Annotated in this window: 19 protein-coding genes; 10 read left to right on the forward strand and 9 right to left on the reverse strand. The window is 37.4% G+C overall.

Annotated features, from left to right (window positions below; translation table 11 throughout):
• Positions 1-3: 3 nt before the first annotated feature.
• Positions 4-744 (forward strand): hypothetical protein, encoded by a 741-nt coding sequence (locus U9K52_RS10365; RefSeq protein ID WP_322926363.1) that lies wholly within the window; start codon positions 4-6, stop codon positions 742-744.
• Here U9K52_RS10365 and U9K52_RS10370 read toward each other — a convergent pair.
• Complete coding sequence (locus U9K52_RS10370) at positions 734-1,441, reverse strand: HAD family hydrolase (RefSeq protein WP_416232852.1); 708 nt, start codon at positions 1,439-1,441, stop codon at positions 734-736. The genes U9K52_RS10365 and U9K52_RS10370 overlap by 11 nt on opposite strands.
• Positions 1,442-1,525: 84 nt before the next feature.
• Here U9K52_RS10370 and U9K52_RS10375 point away from each other — a divergent pair, with 84 nt between their 5' ends.
• Positions 1,526-2,104 carry a Crp/Fnr family transcriptional regulator gene (locus tag U9K52_RS10375; protein WP_323673790.1) on the forward strand — a complete coding sequence of 193 codons (579 nt, stop codon included), beginning with the start codon at positions 1,526-1,528 and terminating at the stop codon, positions 2,102-2,104.
• Positions 2,105-2,157: 53 nt separating this feature from the next.
• A complete protein-coding gene (locus U9K52_RS10380; protein WP_322926367.1) occupies positions 2,158-2,661 on the forward strand; it encodes a GNAT family N-acetyltransferase in 504 nt (167 codons plus the stop codon).
• Here U9K52_RS10380 and U9K52_RS10385 read toward each other — a convergent pair whose 3' ends face one another.
• The 4 genes from U9K52_RS10385 to U9K52_RS10400 all read right to left on the reverse strand — a co-directional run bounded on the left by U9K52_RS10385 (position 2,662) and on the right by U9K52_RS10400 (position 9,465).
• Positions 2,662-5,109, reverse strand: a complete 2,448-nt coding sequence (locus U9K52_RS10385; protein ID WP_322926370.1) for a ligase-associated DNA damage response DEXH box helicase — start codon at positions 5,107-5,109, stop codon at positions 2,662-2,664.
• 181 nt (positions 5,110-5,290) lie between these two features.
• A complete protein-coding gene (locus U9K52_RS10390) occupies positions 5,291-6,871 on the reverse strand; it encodes an ATP-dependent DNA ligase (RefSeq protein WP_322926372.1) in 1,581 nt (526 codons plus the stop codon).
• 30 nt (positions 6,872-6,901) lie between these two features.
• Positions 6,902-7,918 (reverse strand): ligase-associated DNA damage response exonuclease, encoded by a 1,017-nt coding sequence (locus U9K52_RS10395; protein ID WP_312174388.1) that lies wholly within the window; start codon positions 7,916-7,918, stop codon positions 6,902-6,904.
• A 44-nt stretch (positions 7,919-7,962) separates the two neighbouring features.
• Positions 7,963-9,465, reverse strand: coding sequence for a PLP-dependent aminotransferase family protein (locus tag U9K52_RS10400; protein ID WP_263603061.1), 1,503 nt, complete (start codon positions 9,463-9,465; stop codon positions 7,963-7,965).
• Between the two features lie 63 nt (positions 9,466-9,528).
• On the opposite strand from U9K52_RS10400, the gene U9K52_RS10405 reads away from it, so the two are divergent.
• The 6 genes from U9K52_RS10405 to U9K52_RS10430 all read left to right on the forward strand — a co-directional run bounded on the left by U9K52_RS10405 (position 9,529) and on the right by U9K52_RS10430 (position 14,981).
• Positions 9,529-10,152, forward strand: coding sequence for a hypothetical protein (locus U9K52_RS10405; RefSeq protein ID WP_322926376.1), 624 nt, complete (start codon positions 9,529-9,531; stop codon positions 10,150-10,152).
• Complete coding sequence (locus U9K52_RS10410; RefSeq protein ID WP_322926377.1) at positions 10,145-11,254, forward strand: pyridoxal phosphate-dependent aminotransferase family protein; 1,110 nt, start codon at positions 10,145-10,147, stop codon at positions 11,252-11,254. The genes U9K52_RS10405 and U9K52_RS10410 overlap by 8 nt, the downstream gene beginning before the upstream one ends.
• A gap of 7 nt (positions 11,255-11,261) precedes the next feature.
• Entirely contained in the window at positions 11,262-11,915 is a 654-nt protein-coding gene (gene bioD, locus U9K52_RS10415; RefSeq protein WP_323673791.1) for a dethiobiotin synthase, read from the forward strand.
• Positions 11,912-12,895, forward strand: coding sequence for a biotin synthase BioB (gene bioB, locus U9K52_RS10420; RefSeq protein ID WP_263603059.1), 984 nt, complete (start codon positions 11,912-11,914; stop codon positions 12,893-12,895). The genes bioD and bioB overlap by 4 nt, the downstream gene beginning before the upstream one ends.
• Before the next feature lie 45 nt (positions 12,896-12,940).
• Positions 12,941-14,206 (forward strand): adenosylmethionine--8-amino-7-oxononanoate transaminase, encoded by a 1,266-nt coding sequence (gene bioA / locus U9K52_RS10425; RefSeq protein ID WP_322926380.1) that lies wholly within the window; start codon positions 12,941-12,943, stop codon positions 14,204-14,206.
• Positions 14,207-14,273: 67 nt separating this feature from the next.
• On the forward strand, positions 14,274-14,981 hold the full coding sequence (locus U9K52_RS10430; RefSeq protein WP_312174378.1) for a DUF421 domain-containing protein: 708 nt from the start codon (positions 14,274-14,276) through the stop codon (positions 14,979-14,981).
• 140 nt (positions 14,982-15,121) lie between these two features.
• Here U9K52_RS10430 and U9K52_RS10435 read toward each other — a convergent pair whose 3' ends face one another.
• From U9K52_RS10435 to U9K52_RS10450, 4 genes are all read right to left on the reverse strand, one after another.
• Complete coding sequence (locus tag U9K52_RS10435) at positions 15,122-15,271, reverse strand: hypothetical protein (RefSeq protein WP_248393519.1); 150 nt, start codon at positions 15,269-15,271, stop codon at positions 15,122-15,124.
• 271 nt (positions 15,272-15,542) lie between these two features.
• Entirely contained in the window at positions 15,543-16,349 is an 807-nt protein-coding gene (locus tag U9K52_RS10440) for a ferritin-like domain-containing protein (protein WP_263603056.1), read from the reverse strand.
• A 24-nt stretch (positions 16,350-16,373) separates the two neighbouring features.
• Positions 16,374-17,084 (reverse strand): ferritin-like domain-containing protein, encoded by a 711-nt coding sequence (locus U9K52_RS10445; protein WP_263603055.1) that lies wholly within the window; start codon positions 17,082-17,084, stop codon positions 16,374-16,376.
• An 88-nt stretch (positions 17,085-17,172) separates the two neighbouring features.
• On the reverse strand, positions 17,173-17,742 hold the full coding sequence (locus tag U9K52_RS10450; protein ID WP_248393522.1) for a fasciclin domain-containing protein: 570 nt from the start codon (positions 17,740-17,742) through the stop codon (positions 17,173-17,175).
• A 277-nt stretch (positions 17,743-18,019) separates the two neighbouring features.
• On the opposite strand from U9K52_RS10450, the gene U9K52_RS10455 reads away from it, so the two are divergent.
• Positions 18,020-18,589 (forward strand): RNA polymerase sigma factor, encoded by a 570-nt coding sequence (locus U9K52_RS10455; protein WP_263603054.1) that lies wholly within the window; start codon positions 18,020-18,022, stop codon positions 18,587-18,589.

The following is an 18,589-nucleotide window of genomic DNA, read 5'->3' on the forward strand; positions in this document are numbered from 1 at the left end:
TTCATGAAAACTTTCTTTTGTCTTTTATTCCTGCCAATAATGTTCTTTGGGCAATTATCACCAACAGTTAATAAACTCTATAACCTGCTATCACAAAGTGAAAGATATGAATCTAAAAATATTAGTATTGACGGACATGAAAGTGAAGTTTATAAAATCAATGAAAAGATCAAAAAAATAGCTTCCGATAGTGAAGTTGAATTTATTGCATTCAATGGTACTCCTTCTACAAAGCTTTATGCAATGAGCATCCTTTTTGATAGAAAATCCAAGTCCCTTGAAAAGCTCTTCAGGTATTATATTAAAAGTAAAGACTCTGTTCAAGTAATGATGGGCTGTGTGGTACAAACAAATACCATTGCTCATTTATTATACCAGCGAGTTATTGCAGAAAAACAAATTATCCATGAAGCTGATTGGGAAAGAAAATGGAAAGACAGTATGATTGCCAATCATCAGCAAAATACATCTAAGTACATAAATTTAAAAGATATTATGAACACTACATCAGAATGGAAAACTGATGAAATTGATTCATTAAACTGGCGTTTAGACAAGATAATCCTAAGCAATCCCGAAAGTCCGAAGGTTATGGTGGAAGTACTTGCCGGATATCATTTACTTGAAGGCGTAAAAGTTCCTTACTTTGAAAAGTTAGCTTTTTTCGAAAAAAAATATAAATCGGAATACATTAATAAATACCTTAAATTTTGCAGATACGGCATTAAAGAATCTATTGATTAAATTTATTGTCTAAATAATTAATCATCTCACGAATATTTTTAAACTCCATAAAAAATTCAGATTCCGGTTTTTGTTCGTGGTGTTCGTGAGCCCAGGTAAGATGGTAAGGAATATGAGCAGCATAGCCACCTGTTTCCAGCACCGGTACAATATCGGATTTTATTGAATTTCCTACCATCAGAAAATGTTCGGGCTTACAATCCAGATGCCGGATCAGTTTTTGATAATCGCTCGTTTTTTTATCACTCATAATTTCAATATGATGAAAATAATCCTGCAGTCCTGATTTCTTAAGCTTTCGTTCCTGATCCAGCAGATCACCTTTTGTAGCAACTACCAATTGATACCGCTCTTTTAACTGGTCTAATGTTTCGGCGACACCGTCCAGAAGTTCAACAGGCTTCTGTAAAAGATCGTGTCCTATTTCAATGATTTTCCCAGCTAGTGATCTGTAACTTATTTCATTCGAGAGTTTCCCTGCCGTTTGCATCATACACAGCATAAAACCTTTTACCCCATAACCATACAGATGAAGATTCTTCATTTCAGTAGTAAATAATTCTTCAGAAACCGTCTTATTGGGCAGTTTATCTTTAAAAAGTTCACAAAAGGCCATTTCGGCTTCATGGAAATACGTTTCATTTACCCACAGGGTATCATCGGCATCAAAAGCAATCGTATGGACAGAATTCATAATACGTTAAAATTAGATTTTGTAATTTTCCGCTCCAAAATTCAGAAATAAATATCAACCAAAAAAGGACATTTGTCCCGGATTATCATGCTGAGAACGAATCAACCATTTTTAGATTATCTGGAAACGCTTTATCAGAAGCAGCCGGAAAAGGAAAATATTATTATAAAATCTTACGCCAAAGGAGAAAGATTACTTACGCAGAATGAAACTTCCACAAAAATAATGCTTATCAGAAGCGGCATTACCAAGTGCTATTTTATAGAAGAAAATGACAAAGAGTATATTGTTGAATTTTTGGGTAAAGGAGAAATTATCGGGGAAATTGAAGTTATTAAAAATGTTCCTTGTCTTTGCTACATTGAAGCGATAACGGAAGTTACCGTGTATGCAATGTCGATCCCGTATTTTAAAGATCTGCTTAAAAATGATTTGGGGCTTAATAACTTTCTACTGGATGTTTTTGCGGAGCGTATCGTTAATACTTCAAGCAGGGCATCGTATCAGCAGCTTCATACGACGGAACATACACTCAATCAGTTTCTGGAATTAAAATCTAAAGAAATGGAAATTTCAAAAGAAGATATGGCTGCTTATCTGGGAATCAGCGTCAGAAGCTTAAACCGAAGCCTTAAAGAACTGAAAGATCCAGACGCCGAAGAATAATCATATAAAAAGAAAAATCTTCATGTATATTTGCAGATAAATGCTGCCGTCCTATGGAAGAATTAACCTTTAGAAATGCTACCCTTGAAGATTTACCGAAAATTGTAGAAATCTACAATTCTACCATTCCTTCCCGAATGGTGACCGCCGATACCGAAAACATTTCTGTGGAAAGCAGAATACAGTGGTTTCACGATCATAATCCTCAAACCCGGCCGCTCTGGATGGTTGAAGATATAGCAAAAAATATTTTAGGTTGGGTAAGTTTTTCTTCATTTTACGGAAGACCGGCTTATAACGGAACGGTGGAGGTCAGCACTTATATGGATGAAAACTGTCGCGGAAAAGGATTCGGTAAAAAAGTTCTGCAATATTGTATTGATAATGCCGGAAAATTCGGGGTAAAAACCTTGCTGGGGTTTATTTTTCTTCATAACGAACCGAGTCTGAAGCTTTTCAGACATTTCGGTTTTGAAGACTGGGGAACATTTCCTAATGTTGCCGTATTGGATAATGTAGAAAGAACATTGGTCATTCTCGGCAAAAGAATAGGATAATTACCTGATTTTTTTTGCCTGATCTACCAACCTTTTGATTCTGGAATCTAAATCTTCACTGGAAAGCGTCTGACGGAGACTGTCTACTTTTATCGGGAAACTCAGCGGGGTAAAAGAATTGGCAAATTTCAGGATAACTTTTGATTTTTCAATTCTTTTAAATGCTTCTACAAGCCTCTGTTCCTGAAGCTGCATGTTGAAGACTTCCGTGTAGGCCTGTCTTACAAGGAAATGGTCAGGATCGTAATCTTCAAGCACTTTAAAAATGAGACCTGCGGAACTTTGTAACGATTTATTCGAACGCTGCTGTCCCGGGAAATTCTGAATCACCATTCCCGAAATTACCGCAATATCCCGAAATTTACGTCTAGCCATTTCTGCAGCATTGATGCTTGAAATAACGTCGGTCATCAAATTATCACGAGTCAGAATTTGTTCTAAATTATCTTCATTCAACGGAATTTCTTTATCACTGAATAATTCAAAACCATAATCATTCATCGCCATGGAAAATGAAATCGGCGCCAGTTTTGAAATACGGTACGCAATGAGTGCAGCCATTACTTCATGAACAAGCCTTCCTTCAAAAGGATACATAAACAAATGGTAGCCTTCACGGTTTTTAATTAACTCTACCAAAAATTCATTCTCTTCCGGAATGTGAGAACGTTCTTCCTGGTTAGCCAGAAGAGGATGTAGAAACTTTAATTCTTTTTCAGAAGATTTAGGATTAAGAGCTCCTGAAAGCTTTTCTCTTAAAAACTGTCCGAGATTGGAACTTAAAGGCAGCCTTCCGCCCAGATAGCTCGGTGCAAAAGCCTTTCCTTTGGAAGCCCGTACGAAAACCGTCATGTCTTTAATCATAGCAACTTCCAAAACGCGCCCGGCAAGAATGAATTTATCTTCTTTTTTTAACCTTGAGATAAAATATTCTTCCACCATACCGATATAACCGCCGGAAATAAATTTTACTTTCAGCATAGCATCACTTACAATGACGCCCATATTCATCCGGTGAAGCATGGAAATTCTTCGTGAAGTTACTTTATACAAACCTGTTTCATCAATAACTACTTTATGAAATTCTTCATAACTTTTCAGTGCCTTTCCGCCGATGGTTAAAAAATCGAGAATATTTTTCCATTCCTCATCCGTCATTTGCTGAAATGCAAAAGTTTCTTTGATCTGCGGATATATATCCTGTGGATAAAATCCGTCACCAATCGCCAGCGTCATCAGGAATTGTACCAATACATCAAAACACAGAACCTGAGGATCACGAGGCTCAATTACATTATTTTTTACAGCTTCTTTCAATGCCGAAACCTCAATTAGTTCTAAGGAATGGGTCGGAACGCAATAGATTTTGGAAGTTTCGAAAGGAGAGTGGCCACTTCGTCCGGCCCGCTGCAGAAATCTTGCAACTCCTTTTGCAGAACCAATCTGAATAACCGTATCTACCGGTTTAAAATCGATTCCTAAATCTAAAGATGAGGTGGATACCACCGCTTTCAGTTTTCCGTTGCTGAGGTTTTCTTCAATCCAGATTCTGAGATGAGCATCAATCGAACTGTGATGAATGGCAATCTGTCCCGCAAAATCCGGATAAGCATCCAGTAAAAGCTGATACCACATTTCGCTCTGGCTTCTGGTATTGGTAAAAACAATCGTTGAATTGGAATTCAGGATAATCGGAACCACCTTATCTGCAAGTTTATGCCCGAGATGTCCAGCCCACGGAAGAATTTCCACTTCATCCGGAAATACGGAGAGAATATCGATTTTCTTTTTCTCCTTCGCTGTAATTTTTGCTTTTTTGATATTATAAGGAATCAGAACTTCCATGGCTTCATCCAGATTACCGATGGTAGCTGTAATTCCCCAGATTTTAAGTTTCGGAACATATTTTCTCAGCTGTGATATTCCGAGCTCAACCATTACGCCGCGCTTGGAACCGAGGAGTTCATGCCATTCATCAATCACGATGGTCTGTAAATCCTGAAAAAAACGCTGATGTTTCTTTTGTCCGAGAAGCAAATGAAGGCTTTCGGGTGTTGCAACCAGAATTTCAGGCATGTTTTTAACCTGCTGCTGACGAATTTTCGGATCTGTATCTCCGTTTCTGACACCCACTGCCCAATCTAATCCGATTTCCTCAATAGCTTCCTGCATCGCTTTAGCAATATCTTTAGAAAGTGAGCGAAGAGGCGTGATCCAGATCATTTTCAGGCCTTTTCCGTATTTTTCGGGCCGATTGAGAAAGTCTGAAATTAATGCTAAAAAGACCGAATAGGTTTTTCCGAAACCTGTTGGCGCGACAACCATTCCGCTGTACCCATTCCCGAATTTTTTCCAGGTTTCAATCTGAAACCTGAAAGGGGAAATGTTTTTATCAGCCATCCATTGCTGAATGACTTTGAATCCGTTGGTATTTTCGAATGTTGTCAATTTTTTTTATTTTGTTTAAACGCTATGATAGTTAAAAAAGTTTTTTTTGCAAAGGCTGAACGACATTCGTAAAATTTTTATGTTCAATAAGTAAAAGCTGAAAATCCTGGCTAAGTGAAACGCCTTTGCAAACGAAAATATTCTGATATTTAAAATAAGCTTGCGTTCATAGCGTTTAAAATCACTGTATTAATTTTTTAATTTCTTCCAGGTCGTCAATTTCATCAACCTTTTTATCTTTACGCCATCTCAGAATCCTTGGAAATCTTAAAGCCACACCACTTTTATGTCGATTGCTGAACCCGATTCCTTCAAAAGCAATTTCAAAAACAAGTTCAGGTTTTACTGTTCTTACCGGCCCGAATTTCTCAATGGCATTTTTATTGACAAACTTGCTGACTTCCATAATTTCCTTATCCGTAAGACCTGAATAGGCTTTTGCAATGGTTACCAGCTTGTCTTCATTTTTTACGGCAAACGTATAATCGGTGTAATACGCGCTTCTTCTTCCGCTTCCTTTCTGGGCATAAATCAAAACTGCATCAATCGTCAGCGGGCTGATTTTCCATTTCCACCAGTCGCCTTTTTTTCTGCCGGAATGATATAGTGAATTTTTCTGTTTCAGCATTAGACCCTCACTGTTGATGTCTCTGGAATTTTCCCGGATATTGTTTAGTTCATCCCAGTTTTCGAATTCTATAACTTCTGAAATTTTAATATGCTCCGGATTTTCATTCAGCAATAATTCTTCCAGCATAGCTCTTCTTGCAGAGATCGGTTTTTCCCGTAAATCATTATTTTCAAGTTCCAGAAGATCGTATGCAAATACCTGAATCGGGACTTCGGAAAGCATTTTTTTAGTTAAAGTTTTTCTATTTAGTCTTTTCTGCAACTCATTAAAATTTAAAACTTTATCATCTTTCACTGCAAGTATTTCTCCATCTATAACAAAATCACCTTTCATGTTCTGAACTACTTCTCTTATTTCAGGAAATTGATCGGTAACCAGTTCTTCACCTCTGGACCAGATAAACACTTCATCATTTCTGCGAATGATCTGTCCGCGGATTCCGTCCCATTTGTATTCAATGAGCCATTCATCAGGTTTTCCCAATTCTTCCAGATCTTTCTCTAACGGATAGGCAAGACAGAAAGGATAAGGCTTGGAATTATCGGGATTGATATTTTCTGCGGAAATCAACTCGCGAAAGGAGACCTCATCAGGCTGCCATTTTCCCATCAGGCTGTGCATTAACGTGCTTGATTCCTGGTGGGAAAATTTCGTTAAAGCATTAATGAGTGTTTTATCGGAAACTCCAATCCGGAAGCTTCCGCCTAATAATTTATTAAAGATCAGACGTTCTGTATAGTCAAGTCCGTTCCATGAGTTGAGAACGAATTGTTTTTTTTCCTGATCGGTTTTATTTTTCAGATTAATAATTTCATTCATCCAATCGGATAACGAGCGGTCTATTTTTTCCTCGGGCGGAGGCAGAATCAATGAAATTGTTTCCCCCAGATCTCCCACAGAAGAGTAACTTTCCTGAAAAAGCCAGAATGGCAGCCGGGTAATTTCCAGTGCCCATTCTTTCATATAATTCGTGTTGACATTCCGCTTTGGTCTTTTACCGGTAAACAGGGCTATAAACCAAACTTTATCTTCATCAGGCGCACGTTCCAGATAATCAATGATAGCATCGATTTTTGCATTGGTTTTATTGGTGCTTTCCAAGGCGTTAATAAGCTCTGCGAAATGTTTCATTTTTTATTTATTGTAACAAACCTTGAAGGTTTAATTTTCTATGACTTCTTTTTCTTTTTCTTCCTCATCATCATCTCCGTATAATGTTTCTACGACATCCGATGTAATTCCGATTTCATTAAGATATTTGGAAAAGACTTCGGTTTGCCCGTGTGTCACGTGTACAAGTTCAGCTTCGGTAGCTTTTATAGCCTGCAAAAGTCCTTTCCAGTCGGCGTGATCACTCATTGCGAAACCTGCATCCGCACTTCGCCATCTTCTGGCTCCGCGCACCTGCATCCATCCGGAACAGATTGCTGTTGCCGCATTCGGAATTTTTTTAATGACATTCGAATCCAATAAAGCAGGCGGTACAATGACGATTTCATCCTGAAGATGCTTTACACTTTCCCTGAAATCAGGAATTTCATAATCAGGAAGATCAATTCCTACGGTTTCAAAAGCTTCATTCAATTTTCCTATGGAATAATGAACGTGTATTTTTCCCAGTCCTTCAACCGCTTTCATAATTCGCTGGGCTTTCCCCAAAGAATAACCGATAAATACGGAGGTTTTCTGATTTTCTTTATTCCTGAGAACCCAGCTTTGAAGTTTTTTATTCAGATCATCTATCTCCAGCCAATTATAAATGGGAAGTCCGAAAGTACTTTCGGTAACAAATTCATTACACCGTACCAATTCAAACGGAGTACTCAATCCGTCATCCTGAACTTTATAATCTCCGGAAATCACACTTACGTATCCTTTATATTCCAATCTGATCTGTGCGGAACCGATGATATGACCGGCAGGATGAAGAGAAACTTTTACGCCATTGATATTGATCACTTCACCATATTCTACACTCTGGCATTCTATATCTTCACTGATCCTTTTATATAAAATCGGCTTTGTGAAGTGATGACAAAGGTATTTTTTCATTCCCCATCTTGCGTGGTCTGCATGTCCGTGTGTGATTACCGCAAGATCAACAGGTCTCCACGGATCAATATAGAATTTACCCTGCGGACAATAAATCCCTTTGTTTGTAAATGTAATTAATTTCAATGGTGTAAAGATTTAGAAACCTATATTCAAAAATCCAACCAAAATCAGATGTACTTACTTTTATCTTCTATTAACATACTTTTTGTATTCACTGAAAGAATTTCAACCGCTTTTTCCATCTCATTAGTACTGAAATTTCCGAAACCGAGACGCATTGCCGTGAGATTGCGGTTCTGATAAAGCAGGGTTTTAGGAATAAACAGATTATTTTGGGCACATTTTTTTGATAGCAGCATGAGATTTAGCGGGTTTTTCCATTCTGCCCAGAAAGCCAGTCCGCCGGAAGGTATTTTAAAATCAATATATTCATCCAGATGATGTTTAAGCAAAGCAGCAAAATGATCCCTCCGTTCTTTATAGATTTTCAGGGACTTTTTGAGATAACGGTTAATTTCTCCTTCGGCAATCATTTCCCCAAGAACATGTTCCATTAAAATATCGCCCTGCCTGTCGATGATACCGAGATATTTTCTCATTTCGGTCATCACATTTTCCGGAGCTACAATAAAACCTGTACGAAATCCCGGAGCCAAAAGTTTCCCGAATGAGCCAATGTAAACAACCATTCCTGCTGTATCTGCGCTTGCCAACGGAAGAATAGGACTTTTATCATAATGAAAATCATAATCATAATCATCTTCCAGGATTATAAAACCGTACTCCTGAGAAAGATTTAAAAGCTCAAGCCTTCGTTTGGCACTCAATGTAACCGTAGTAGGGTAATGGTGATGAGGTGTAAGATACAACATCCTGATTTTTTGTTTTTCACAAATCTTCCGGACTTCTTCCACATTGATCCCCTCTTCATCAATAGAAACTGTCCGGATATTAACGCCGGTCCGTTGAAAGATCATATTGACAGAGAAGTAGCTCAATTCCCCCACCAAAACCGTATCTCCCTGAGACAATAGTATCTCGGAAACAATATACATGCTCATTTCGGTGCTTCTTGTAATAAGGAGATTATTTTTTGAGATTGCCAACCCTCTTGATAAATTTAAATATTGCGAAAGATGTTGTTTAAAAAATTCACTTCCATCAGAATTGTATTGTCCGATCTTGTGTGCTTTTCTCTTTAAAATAGAACTGTAAATCCCGGAATACTGATCTACCTGCGTAAGTCGGATATCAGGAATTCCATCATTAAAAATATAGTCGCATTCAGAATGTTCAAAAGGATTATCCAGAATATTGGAAGTTTTAAAAGAGAATCCGGTTTGTTTAGGATAATTTTCAAGTTGATTTTGTCTGACAGGTTGTATTGTCGAACTATTCTGTTCTTTTCCTATCACAAATGTCCCTTTATTGGGGAAGCTTTCTATCCAGCCCTGAGCAAGCAGCTCATCATAAACGGAAATAATTGTATTTCGGTGGACCTCCAGAAGATTACTTAGCGTTCTTGTTCCCGGAAGCTTGGTTCCGTATGGAAGAAATCCCCGCTGAATAGCATTGATCAGCTGATTGGAAATCTGAATATAAACAGAAACATCAGATGATCTGTTTATTGCTATAAAACTTTGATAAGGAATTAAAACCGGACTACTCATTATCTTAAAACTGGTACCATATAACCATCCGGCAATATACTACTTTTGAAGCAAAACAATAAAATGACGCTTTATAATCTTCTTGAAAGAATTGTTAATAATGATGAATACCATGCTAAATGGCTCAACACCTTATCGTATATGGAAAATGCGGGAGCCAGAAAAATTTCTGCCAGCGAACATCCTTCTGAAGTAAATCTTATTCAGCTGAAACATGCCGCAGAAGAACACCGCCATGCGTATTATCTAAAAAAACAGATCACTAAAATTACTTCATCATTTTGTGAAAATTACAAAAAAGAATATTTGCTTGCATCTGCTTCTACCAGGCAATACCTTAACAATCTTGACGTAAAAACTTGTAAATATTTACAGAATGAATTTTCGTTGACTAAGGAACAGTTGAAGTATGCCGCCTATCTTTTTGTAACGTATGCAATTGAAGTTCGTGCTGATGAACTATATCCGGTTTATCAGGAAATCCTTACGAAATACAGCTCAAAGATTATGGTTAAATCTATCATTCTTGAAGAAGAAGGCCATCTGGAAGAAATGATCATTCAGCTGGATCATTTTTGCGAGCAGTGGAAAATTCATGCAGAACATATTTTAACAATAGAAAATGATCTATACCAACAGTGGATCAACAGCATTTCACAGGAAGTTTTGAAAACAGAACATGCTTAATCACTTTTTACCGTTGGAGGAAGCTTTAGAAAAAAGAAAACAAACAGGAATCTTAAGAACATTACGAGCCAGAAATGAGGGTGTGGATTTTTATTCCAATGATTATCTGGGATTTGCAAAAAATAAAAATTTCCGGAATCTACTTTTAAAAACGGTTCAGAAAAACCCTGATTTACTAAAAGGTAGTACTGGTTCAAGACTGATCAGCGGGAATACTGATGTTGTTACGGAAACGGAAGAATTTATTGCTAAAGAACATCAATATGAGGCTGCGCTTCTGTTTTCTTCGGGATACAATGCCAATCTTGCTTTGTTTGCTTCACTTCCAACCCGCCATGACACCATTATTGTGGATGAAAAAATTCACCGTTCAGTACATGATGGCTGTAAAATGTCAAATGCTAAAAAAATAAAATTCAGGCATAACGACTGCGGACATCTTGAAGATATTCTGAAAAGACAACAGGGTAATATTTATATTGCTGTTGAAAGTTTGTATTCGATGGACGGAGATTTTTGCCCCCTTCAGGAGATTGCAGAACTTGCAAAGAAGTATCAGGCTGGACTTATTGTGGATGAAGCTCATGCTTTCGGAGTTTTTGGATATGGCCTTGTTCACCGTTTAAGTATTCAGGAAAAAGTCCTTGCTACCGTAGTGACGTACGGAAAAGCATTGGGAACACACGGAGCCGCAGTATTAACGAACGACATAATAAAATCATACCTCATCAATTTTGCCTCGCCATTTATTTACACGACGGCTGCTCATGATTTTTTATGGATAAGCATTTCTAAAGGATATGAATTTTTAAATGAAAATAAAGCAGCATCCGTTCAGCTGCAAAAAAACATCAGCACTTTCCGGAAATGGAATGTGAAGAGTTCTTCCGATGAAAACAGTCCGATCCAGTCCGTTATAATACCTGATAACAATCAATTAAAACTATTATCACAAACTTTATGCGATAACGGGTTTTTAACCTATCCCATTTTCAGTCCCACTGTAAAAGAAGGTGCTGAAAGACTTAGAATCTGCCTCCATAGCTTTAATACAGAAGAAGAAATCGTAAAGCTTACAGAACTTATTAATGAATTTACCTGAAGAAATTATGGATCATAAAACAGTACTTCCAAAAAACGAAAATTCAGAACAACAATTATTATTCATCACCGGAATCGGCACGGAAGTAGGAAAGACCGTCTGTTCTGCAATTGTAACAAAATATTTTAATGCAGAATATTGGAAACCCGTACAATCCGGTGATCTTGATTTTTCTGACAGCATGAAAATAAAGAGCTGGACCGGTGAAGATACAATTTGCCATCCCGAAACATACCGTCTGAAGTTGGCGGCTTCACCTCATCAATCGGCAAAAGAAGAAGAAATTACCATTGATCTGAACAGTTTTAAACTTCCAGAAACAAGCAATAATTTAATCGTCGAAGGAGCAGGCGGTCTCATGGTTCCATTAAATGGCGAACATTTTATCATTGATCTGATTCAAAAGCTGAATATCCCCACTGTGCTGGTAGTAAAAAATTATCTGGGATGCATTAATCACACTTTATTATCGATCATGGCTTTAGAACAAAGAAAGATTAAGCTAAAATATATTATTCTAAACGGAAATTTTCCCGTAGATACCGAAAAGATTATTCTTAAAAATATTCATCCGGAAACAGCCATCATCAAAATTCCTCATTTAGAAGAAATAACAATTGAAAATATAGAAACTGCTGCAAAACAATTAGAAATATCATGAAAGAACACACAATTTTAAGAAATGACTGGACCAGGGAAGAAATAGAACAAATTTATAATCTCCCGCTTCTTGAGCTTATCTACAAAGCCGCTACTGTACATCGCGAATGGCATAATCCTGAAGAAGTTCAGATGTCTACTTTACTTTCCATAAAAACCGGCGGATGCCCTGAAGACTGTTCTTATTGCGGACAGGCTGCAAGGTATCATACCAATATTAAAATACAGGCCTTATTACCGACAGAAACTGTTATTGAACACGCCAAAAAGGCAAAAGAAGGAGGCTCTTCAAGGTTCTGTATGGCGGCGGCATGGAGAGAAGTACGCAACAATCGTGATTTTGACCGTGTTATTGACATGGTGAAAGGTGTTAATGAACTCGGAATGGAAGTCTGCTGTACTTTGGGAATGCTTACAGAAGAACAGGCGGTCCGCCTCCAGGAAGCAGGCCTGTATGCTTACAATCACAATCTGGACACATCAGAACAATATTATGAAGAAATTATCTCAACCAGAACTTTTGACAACAGAATTAATACAATCAATAATGTGAGAAAGGCTGGTATTACGGTATGTTCAGGTGGAATTATCGGACTGGGAGAAACACATGGCGACAGGATTTCCATGCTTTTAACCTTAGCAACAATGCCAAAACATCCGGAATCAGTTCCCATCAACGCACTGGCAAGAGTGAAGGGAACTCCTCTTGAAAATAACGAAAAAACCGATACCTGGGAAATGGTAAGGATGATTGCCACAGCAAGAATTATCATGCCTTCTTCTATGGTTCGCCTTAGTGCAGGAAGAATTGAAATGACTGATTTTGAACAGGGTTGGTGCTTTATGGCAGGAGCGAATTCCATTTTTACCGGAGAAAGAGAAACTCTTTTGGTAACCCCGAATCCGGGAGTTTCAGAAGATTTGCAGCTTTTGAAAACATTAGGATTAAAACCCATGGCAAAAGAAAAAACAATGTGTTAGAACGTGAAATATAAATGGTCAATTTGTTAATTTTAAATATTATTTATGAATTTATCTGAACGCGATAATGCCGTCAACTGGCATCCTTATACACAGATGAAGACAGCCAATGATATCATTCCGATTGTAAAAGGAGAGGGAATTTATCTTTTTGATGAAAAAGGAAATAAATATATCGATGCGGTTTCTTCGTGGTGGGTTACCCTTCACGGGCATGCACATCCTTATATTGCACAAAGAGTTTCGGAACAGCTGAATACTTTGGAACAGGTTATTTTTGCGGGTTTCACCCATGAACCTGCCATACAGCTGTCAGAAAATTTACTGGAACTTCTCCCTGAAAACCAAAAGAAAGTTTTTTATTCCGATAACGGTTCTACGGCGGTTGAAGTAGCTTTAAAAATGTGTATTCAATATGCTCATAATCAAAATCATAAAAAAACAAAGATTCTGGCTCTGAATAATGCTTACCATGGAGATACTTTCGGAGCGATGTCAGTCAGCGGAAGAAGTGCCTGGACAAAGCCTTTCGGTGAAATGCTTATTGAAGTTGTTTTTATAGATGCTCCGACCTCGCAAAACCTCGACAGTTTAAAAGCGTTCATCAAAAATATTTCAGATGAAGTTGCCTGTTTCATTTACGAACCACTTGTCCAGGGTGCTGCAGGAATGTTAATGCATAAAGCAGAAGATCTTTCGGAATTAATGAAATTCTGCAGAGAACAGAAAATTCTGATGATTCAGGATGAGGTATTCACCGGTTTCGGAAGAACGGGAAAATTATTTGCTGCCAACCATCTTTCTGAACAGCCTGATATTATGTGCTTTTCCAAAGGTCTGACAGGCGGTACGATGCCAATGGGTATCACCACCTGTTCACAGGAGATTTTTGATGCTTTTTTATCAGAAGATCAATACAAAACATTGTTTCACGGACATTCTTTTACTGCCAATCCGCTAGCCTGTACAGCGGCTATTGCCAGCATGGAACTTCTATTGAAACCAGAAACATTGCACCGTATTGCTGTTATAACTGAAAAACATTCCGGGTTTGTAAAAACATTGGAACAACATTCAAAGGTTGAGAAAGTACGGCAGACAGGAACAATCCTGGCATGGGAAATCATCAGCGGCCAGCAGACTTCCTATTTTAACAATATGGGTAAAATATTGTATAAAGAATTTCTGAAAAGGGGAATTATCCTGCGTCCTTTGGGAAATGTAATGTATCTGGTTCCGCCATATTGTATTACTGCTGAAGAATTGGAGCTTATTTATCATCAAATCACTGAAGTTTTGGATCAATTTTAAACTCAGACAAGAAAATCAGATACAGACTTGGCGCATTATTTGAATTTTCAGAGCAAATCAATTCATTATGCAATCCATATTTCTATTACAATTCGACTGGAAAGAACTATTTCTGGGAACAGAGGAATGGTCTTTTCTGCTTGAGATTGCTCTCAGGACGATCATTATGTTTATAACAATAATTATCGGACTTAGAGTGCTCGGGAAGAGGGGAGTCAAGCAGCTTTCCCTTTTTGAACTGGTAGTGATTATCGGTCTGGGTTCTGCGGCTGGAGATCCTATGTTTTACAGAGAAGTAGGTATTGTGTCTTCAATTCTTGTATTTGTGCTGATTATTTTAATGTACACAATGGTAACTTATCTTATCGGGAAGAGCAAAAAGTTTGAGACTTTACTGGAAGGAAGATCAATATGCCTTATAGAAAATGGTGAATTTTCCATTGATAATTTTAAAAAAGAAAATTTAGGAAGCGACGAGTTTTTTGCAGAACTCAGATTAAAAGGCATTTCACAGCTTGGTCAGATTGATCAGGCTATTGAAGAAGTTTCAGGCGAAATCAGTGTTTTCTATTTTGAAGATGAAAAAGTGAAATATGGACTCTCAATTATGCCGGATTCGCTAAAAGATGCTGTAAAATACATTAAAGAAGAAGGATATTATTCATGTATTTTTTGTGGATATACAGAAGAAAAACATACAGGAAGCGCCGGAAATTGCCCAAAATGTAAAAAGGACAAATGGGTGCCGGCCAGCAACAGAAAACGTGTTACATAGAAAAAGGCTCCTAACGGAGCCTAAAAAAACACAAATGATGAAAAAAAATTATTTCGATTCACAAATATAGTAAAATTTTACCTAAGTCAAAACTTAATTCAACTTATTTTAAAAAAATTCCGTATCAGAATATTGCTTATTTATCCTGCATTAAGCCTTTGTGAAGTAGTACAAAAACCAAGTGCAAGCAGTGCCAAAACACTCACAGCAAAAATTTTTGCTGCTTTTTTTATTCCCTCTCCGTTATTTATATTGTTATTCGGAATACAAGGATTTGCCAATGTTTTCATAGATTAAAGTTACAAAATAAATTATATCCTATTTACAAAGAATCGGTGATATTAATTCATTTATGATCCCCGTCATACAATAGCTATTTGTGACTTATTATTTTTGAATCTGAAATATACTTCATATTTCAAGTTTTAAAAGGCAAACAAACTTCTCTCTACAGAGGAGTTTTTTCTTGATTAATTTTATGATATATTCTGTAAAGATTTCACATGAAAATCCCCCTCCCGAAAAGAAAAGGGGACCACACCTAATAGTAAGAAATTTGCTTTAAACAATAAACAAAGATGCAATTGTCTGAGCATCACTTCCAGTTAATATTTCATCGTAAGCCGCAGAACCTGCCGCCGCTCCAAAAGCCGTTGCCGTATTGTATCCGGCCTGGGTTGTATTCTGTTCTCCATCATACACCGGATTTGTTGCTGCAGGCATATTTCCGCCGTCAGCTAATTCTATCCAGCCTTTATTTGCTCTCATTCTTCTTACCTGTGATGCATGTCTTGCTTCTACGGAGTGGATTTGTAAAGCTGCCTGCAAAACCGTTTTGTTACTCATCACATTTCCAGCCTGTCCTTTATAAGCACGGACTCCGGTATCTTCAAAAGCCTGGGCTAATATTAAAAACTGACTGTAATCGGTAAAAGGAGCAAAAGCACCACCTGCCGTAAAATCAAATGTAGGCTTTGCACCCGGCGTAACTCCTAGCGAAGTTAAGGTGTTTTTAAGAAAAGTTACATGCGCAGACTCATGTTTGGAAATTTGCATAAAAACGGGTCTGTCCGCATTGGAAATTAAGCCTGCAGTAGAAAGCCCGATTGCATAATATTCATTTTCAAGATATTCCAGCACCAAAGCCAGCTGCAGTGCATCTGTTAAAGTATTTTTATAAGTGTTTCCTCCTGTAAGGCCAGCCGCTTTTGCAGGGGTAGTCATAAGCGTTCCCAATCCCAGCGGAACAGCGGCAACCGCAGCCTTTTTCCCGAATGCCGAAATGCTTGTAAGAGTTTCTAATCTTGACGCTTCTTTGCTGAAAAATTTATCGTCAGAAAGTTTATCCAGTAATTTAAGAATGTTCATAATGTAATTTTTTGAAGTGAATAATTAACCGATTCCCTGTTCTTTCCATGTGAAAGGCGTTTTTATAAATCCTCCCGCTACCATAACGATATCTTTAGGCTCTTTTGCAAGATCAAGGCCGTTGCTATCGATGATGTCATCACCAGAAAATGCTGCCGTTCCGGGATTGATAAGATTTCTGATCGCTGAAGCATGTCTTGCTTCTACTGATACAATTTTCCCGGCAATTACCAGATAGTCTGCATTTGTGATATATTTTCCGGCACCGTTATAGGCAGCAACACCTGTATCTTCCAATGCTTTTGCAGTAGCCAATACAGAGTTTCTGTCATTAAAATTTACGTTCGGGTACTGGAATTCCAGGGTGGGTAAAACGTTGGAGGTAGCTCCACTGATTGCCGCTTTAAAAAAATCACGGTGTATCACTTCATGATGATAGAGGTCAGTAAATAATTCTTTCTCTGCATTTGAAATTCCGGAATAAAAGTTATTCACCACTTTTGTATAAAAGTCCGCTTCAAGTTGCTCAAGAGCATACGCATAGTTCAGAACACCCACATCGCCTTTTCCAAGGTCAAAAACATCGGTCTGCATAAAGTCGTAACCCTCGTTGTCTTCACAACCGATCAGTGTGAGTCCAGCCATTGCCAGACCTATGCCGCTCAGCTTTAAAAAATTTCTTCTGCCTGTATCAAGGGTCGCTCCCTGATTAGATACATTAATCGTTTTTTTCATAATATTATAGGTTTAAGTGTTATCGGTTTGTTTAAATAAGAGAATAAAAAAACAGCATAACAAATATGCTGTTTGACAACTAACACCACTACGGCATCAAAACCGTATCTATTACGTGAATCACTCCGTTTGACTGATTAACATCAGCTATCGTAACTTTTGCATCGTTTCCTTTAGCATCTCTTACATACAGGTCTTTCCCTTTAACCCAGAAAGTAAGCTCTTCGCCTTCTACTGTTTTCATCATGCTTTTACCGTTTCCTGCTTTTACAGCGGCCCAGATTTCTTTAGCATTGTATTTGCCTGGTAAAACGTGATAGGTAAGAATTTTTGTAAGCATTGCCTTATTTTCCGGCTTTACAAGATTTTCAACTGTTCCTTTCGGTAGTTTTGCGAAAGCTGCATCAGTAGGAGCCAATACAGTGAAAGGACCTTCTCCTTGTAGCGTCTCCACAAGACCTGCTGCTTTTACGGCTGCCACCAATGTCTTATGGTCTTTAGAGTTTACCGCATTCTCAATAATATTTTTAGAAGGGTACATAGCTGCTCCGCCAACCATTACGGTTTTTTCTTTCATACTCTGTGCTGCAACGTTACCACTGAATGCGAATGATAAAACCATCATTCCGAAAACTGCGATTTTTGATTTAGTGTTCATTTTTTTTGATTTTTAAGTTAATATGTATTTGAAAATATCTTTATCTAAAACCATTTACGAGACTGGTTTTAATTTAGATTTAAAAAATGTAAAATAATTTATAAGTTTCTATCAATCAATATATTATTTTTTGAAATTAATCATATACCTTAATATTATTATCAACTTTCAAATAGTATCTTATTATATTTAAACATTATTAAACATATGATTAATTTTATTATACATTTAAAAGATGGTGTGAGTATTGCTTATTATCTGTTTTATTTTATTACATTTGAAAACAAAAATATTCGCTATTAAAACACAGTATTCGGAAGAACAGCTGATCGTGTCGCTAAAAGACAGAAACGAAAATGGTTTTCATTATTTGTATGACCATTATTCCGGCGCACTGTATGGTGTTATCCTCCGAATCGTTCAGTCAAAAGACTATACCGAAGAAATCATTCAGGATGTTTTTGTAAAAATCTGGAATTCTATCCATCAGTACGACTCATCAAAAGGAAGATTTTATACCTGGATGATCAATATTGCCAGGAATACTGCTATTGATTATTTAAAATCAAAAAGCTTTCAGAACGAACTCAAAAACCAACCCTTGCCGGATTTCGTATATAATTCTGCGGAACTTTCCACTACAAACAATTCATCGGATTTTATCGGATTTAATAATGTATTGGATAAGTTGGAAACCGACAAGAAGGAACTCATCGATCTGGCATATTATCAGGGATACACCCAGAACGAAATATCCGAAAAACTGAAAATCCCCCTGGGAACAGTAAAAACAAAAATGAGGAACGCCCTGATGAAATTAAAGGATTTGTTAAAAGATTATCAATAA

This window comes from Chryseobacterium sp. MHB01, assembly GCF_034651565.1.
GTDB classification, from domain to species: domain Bacteria; phylum Bacteroidota; class Bacteroidia; order Flavobacteriales; family Weeksellaceae; genus Chryseobacterium; species Chryseobacterium nepalense.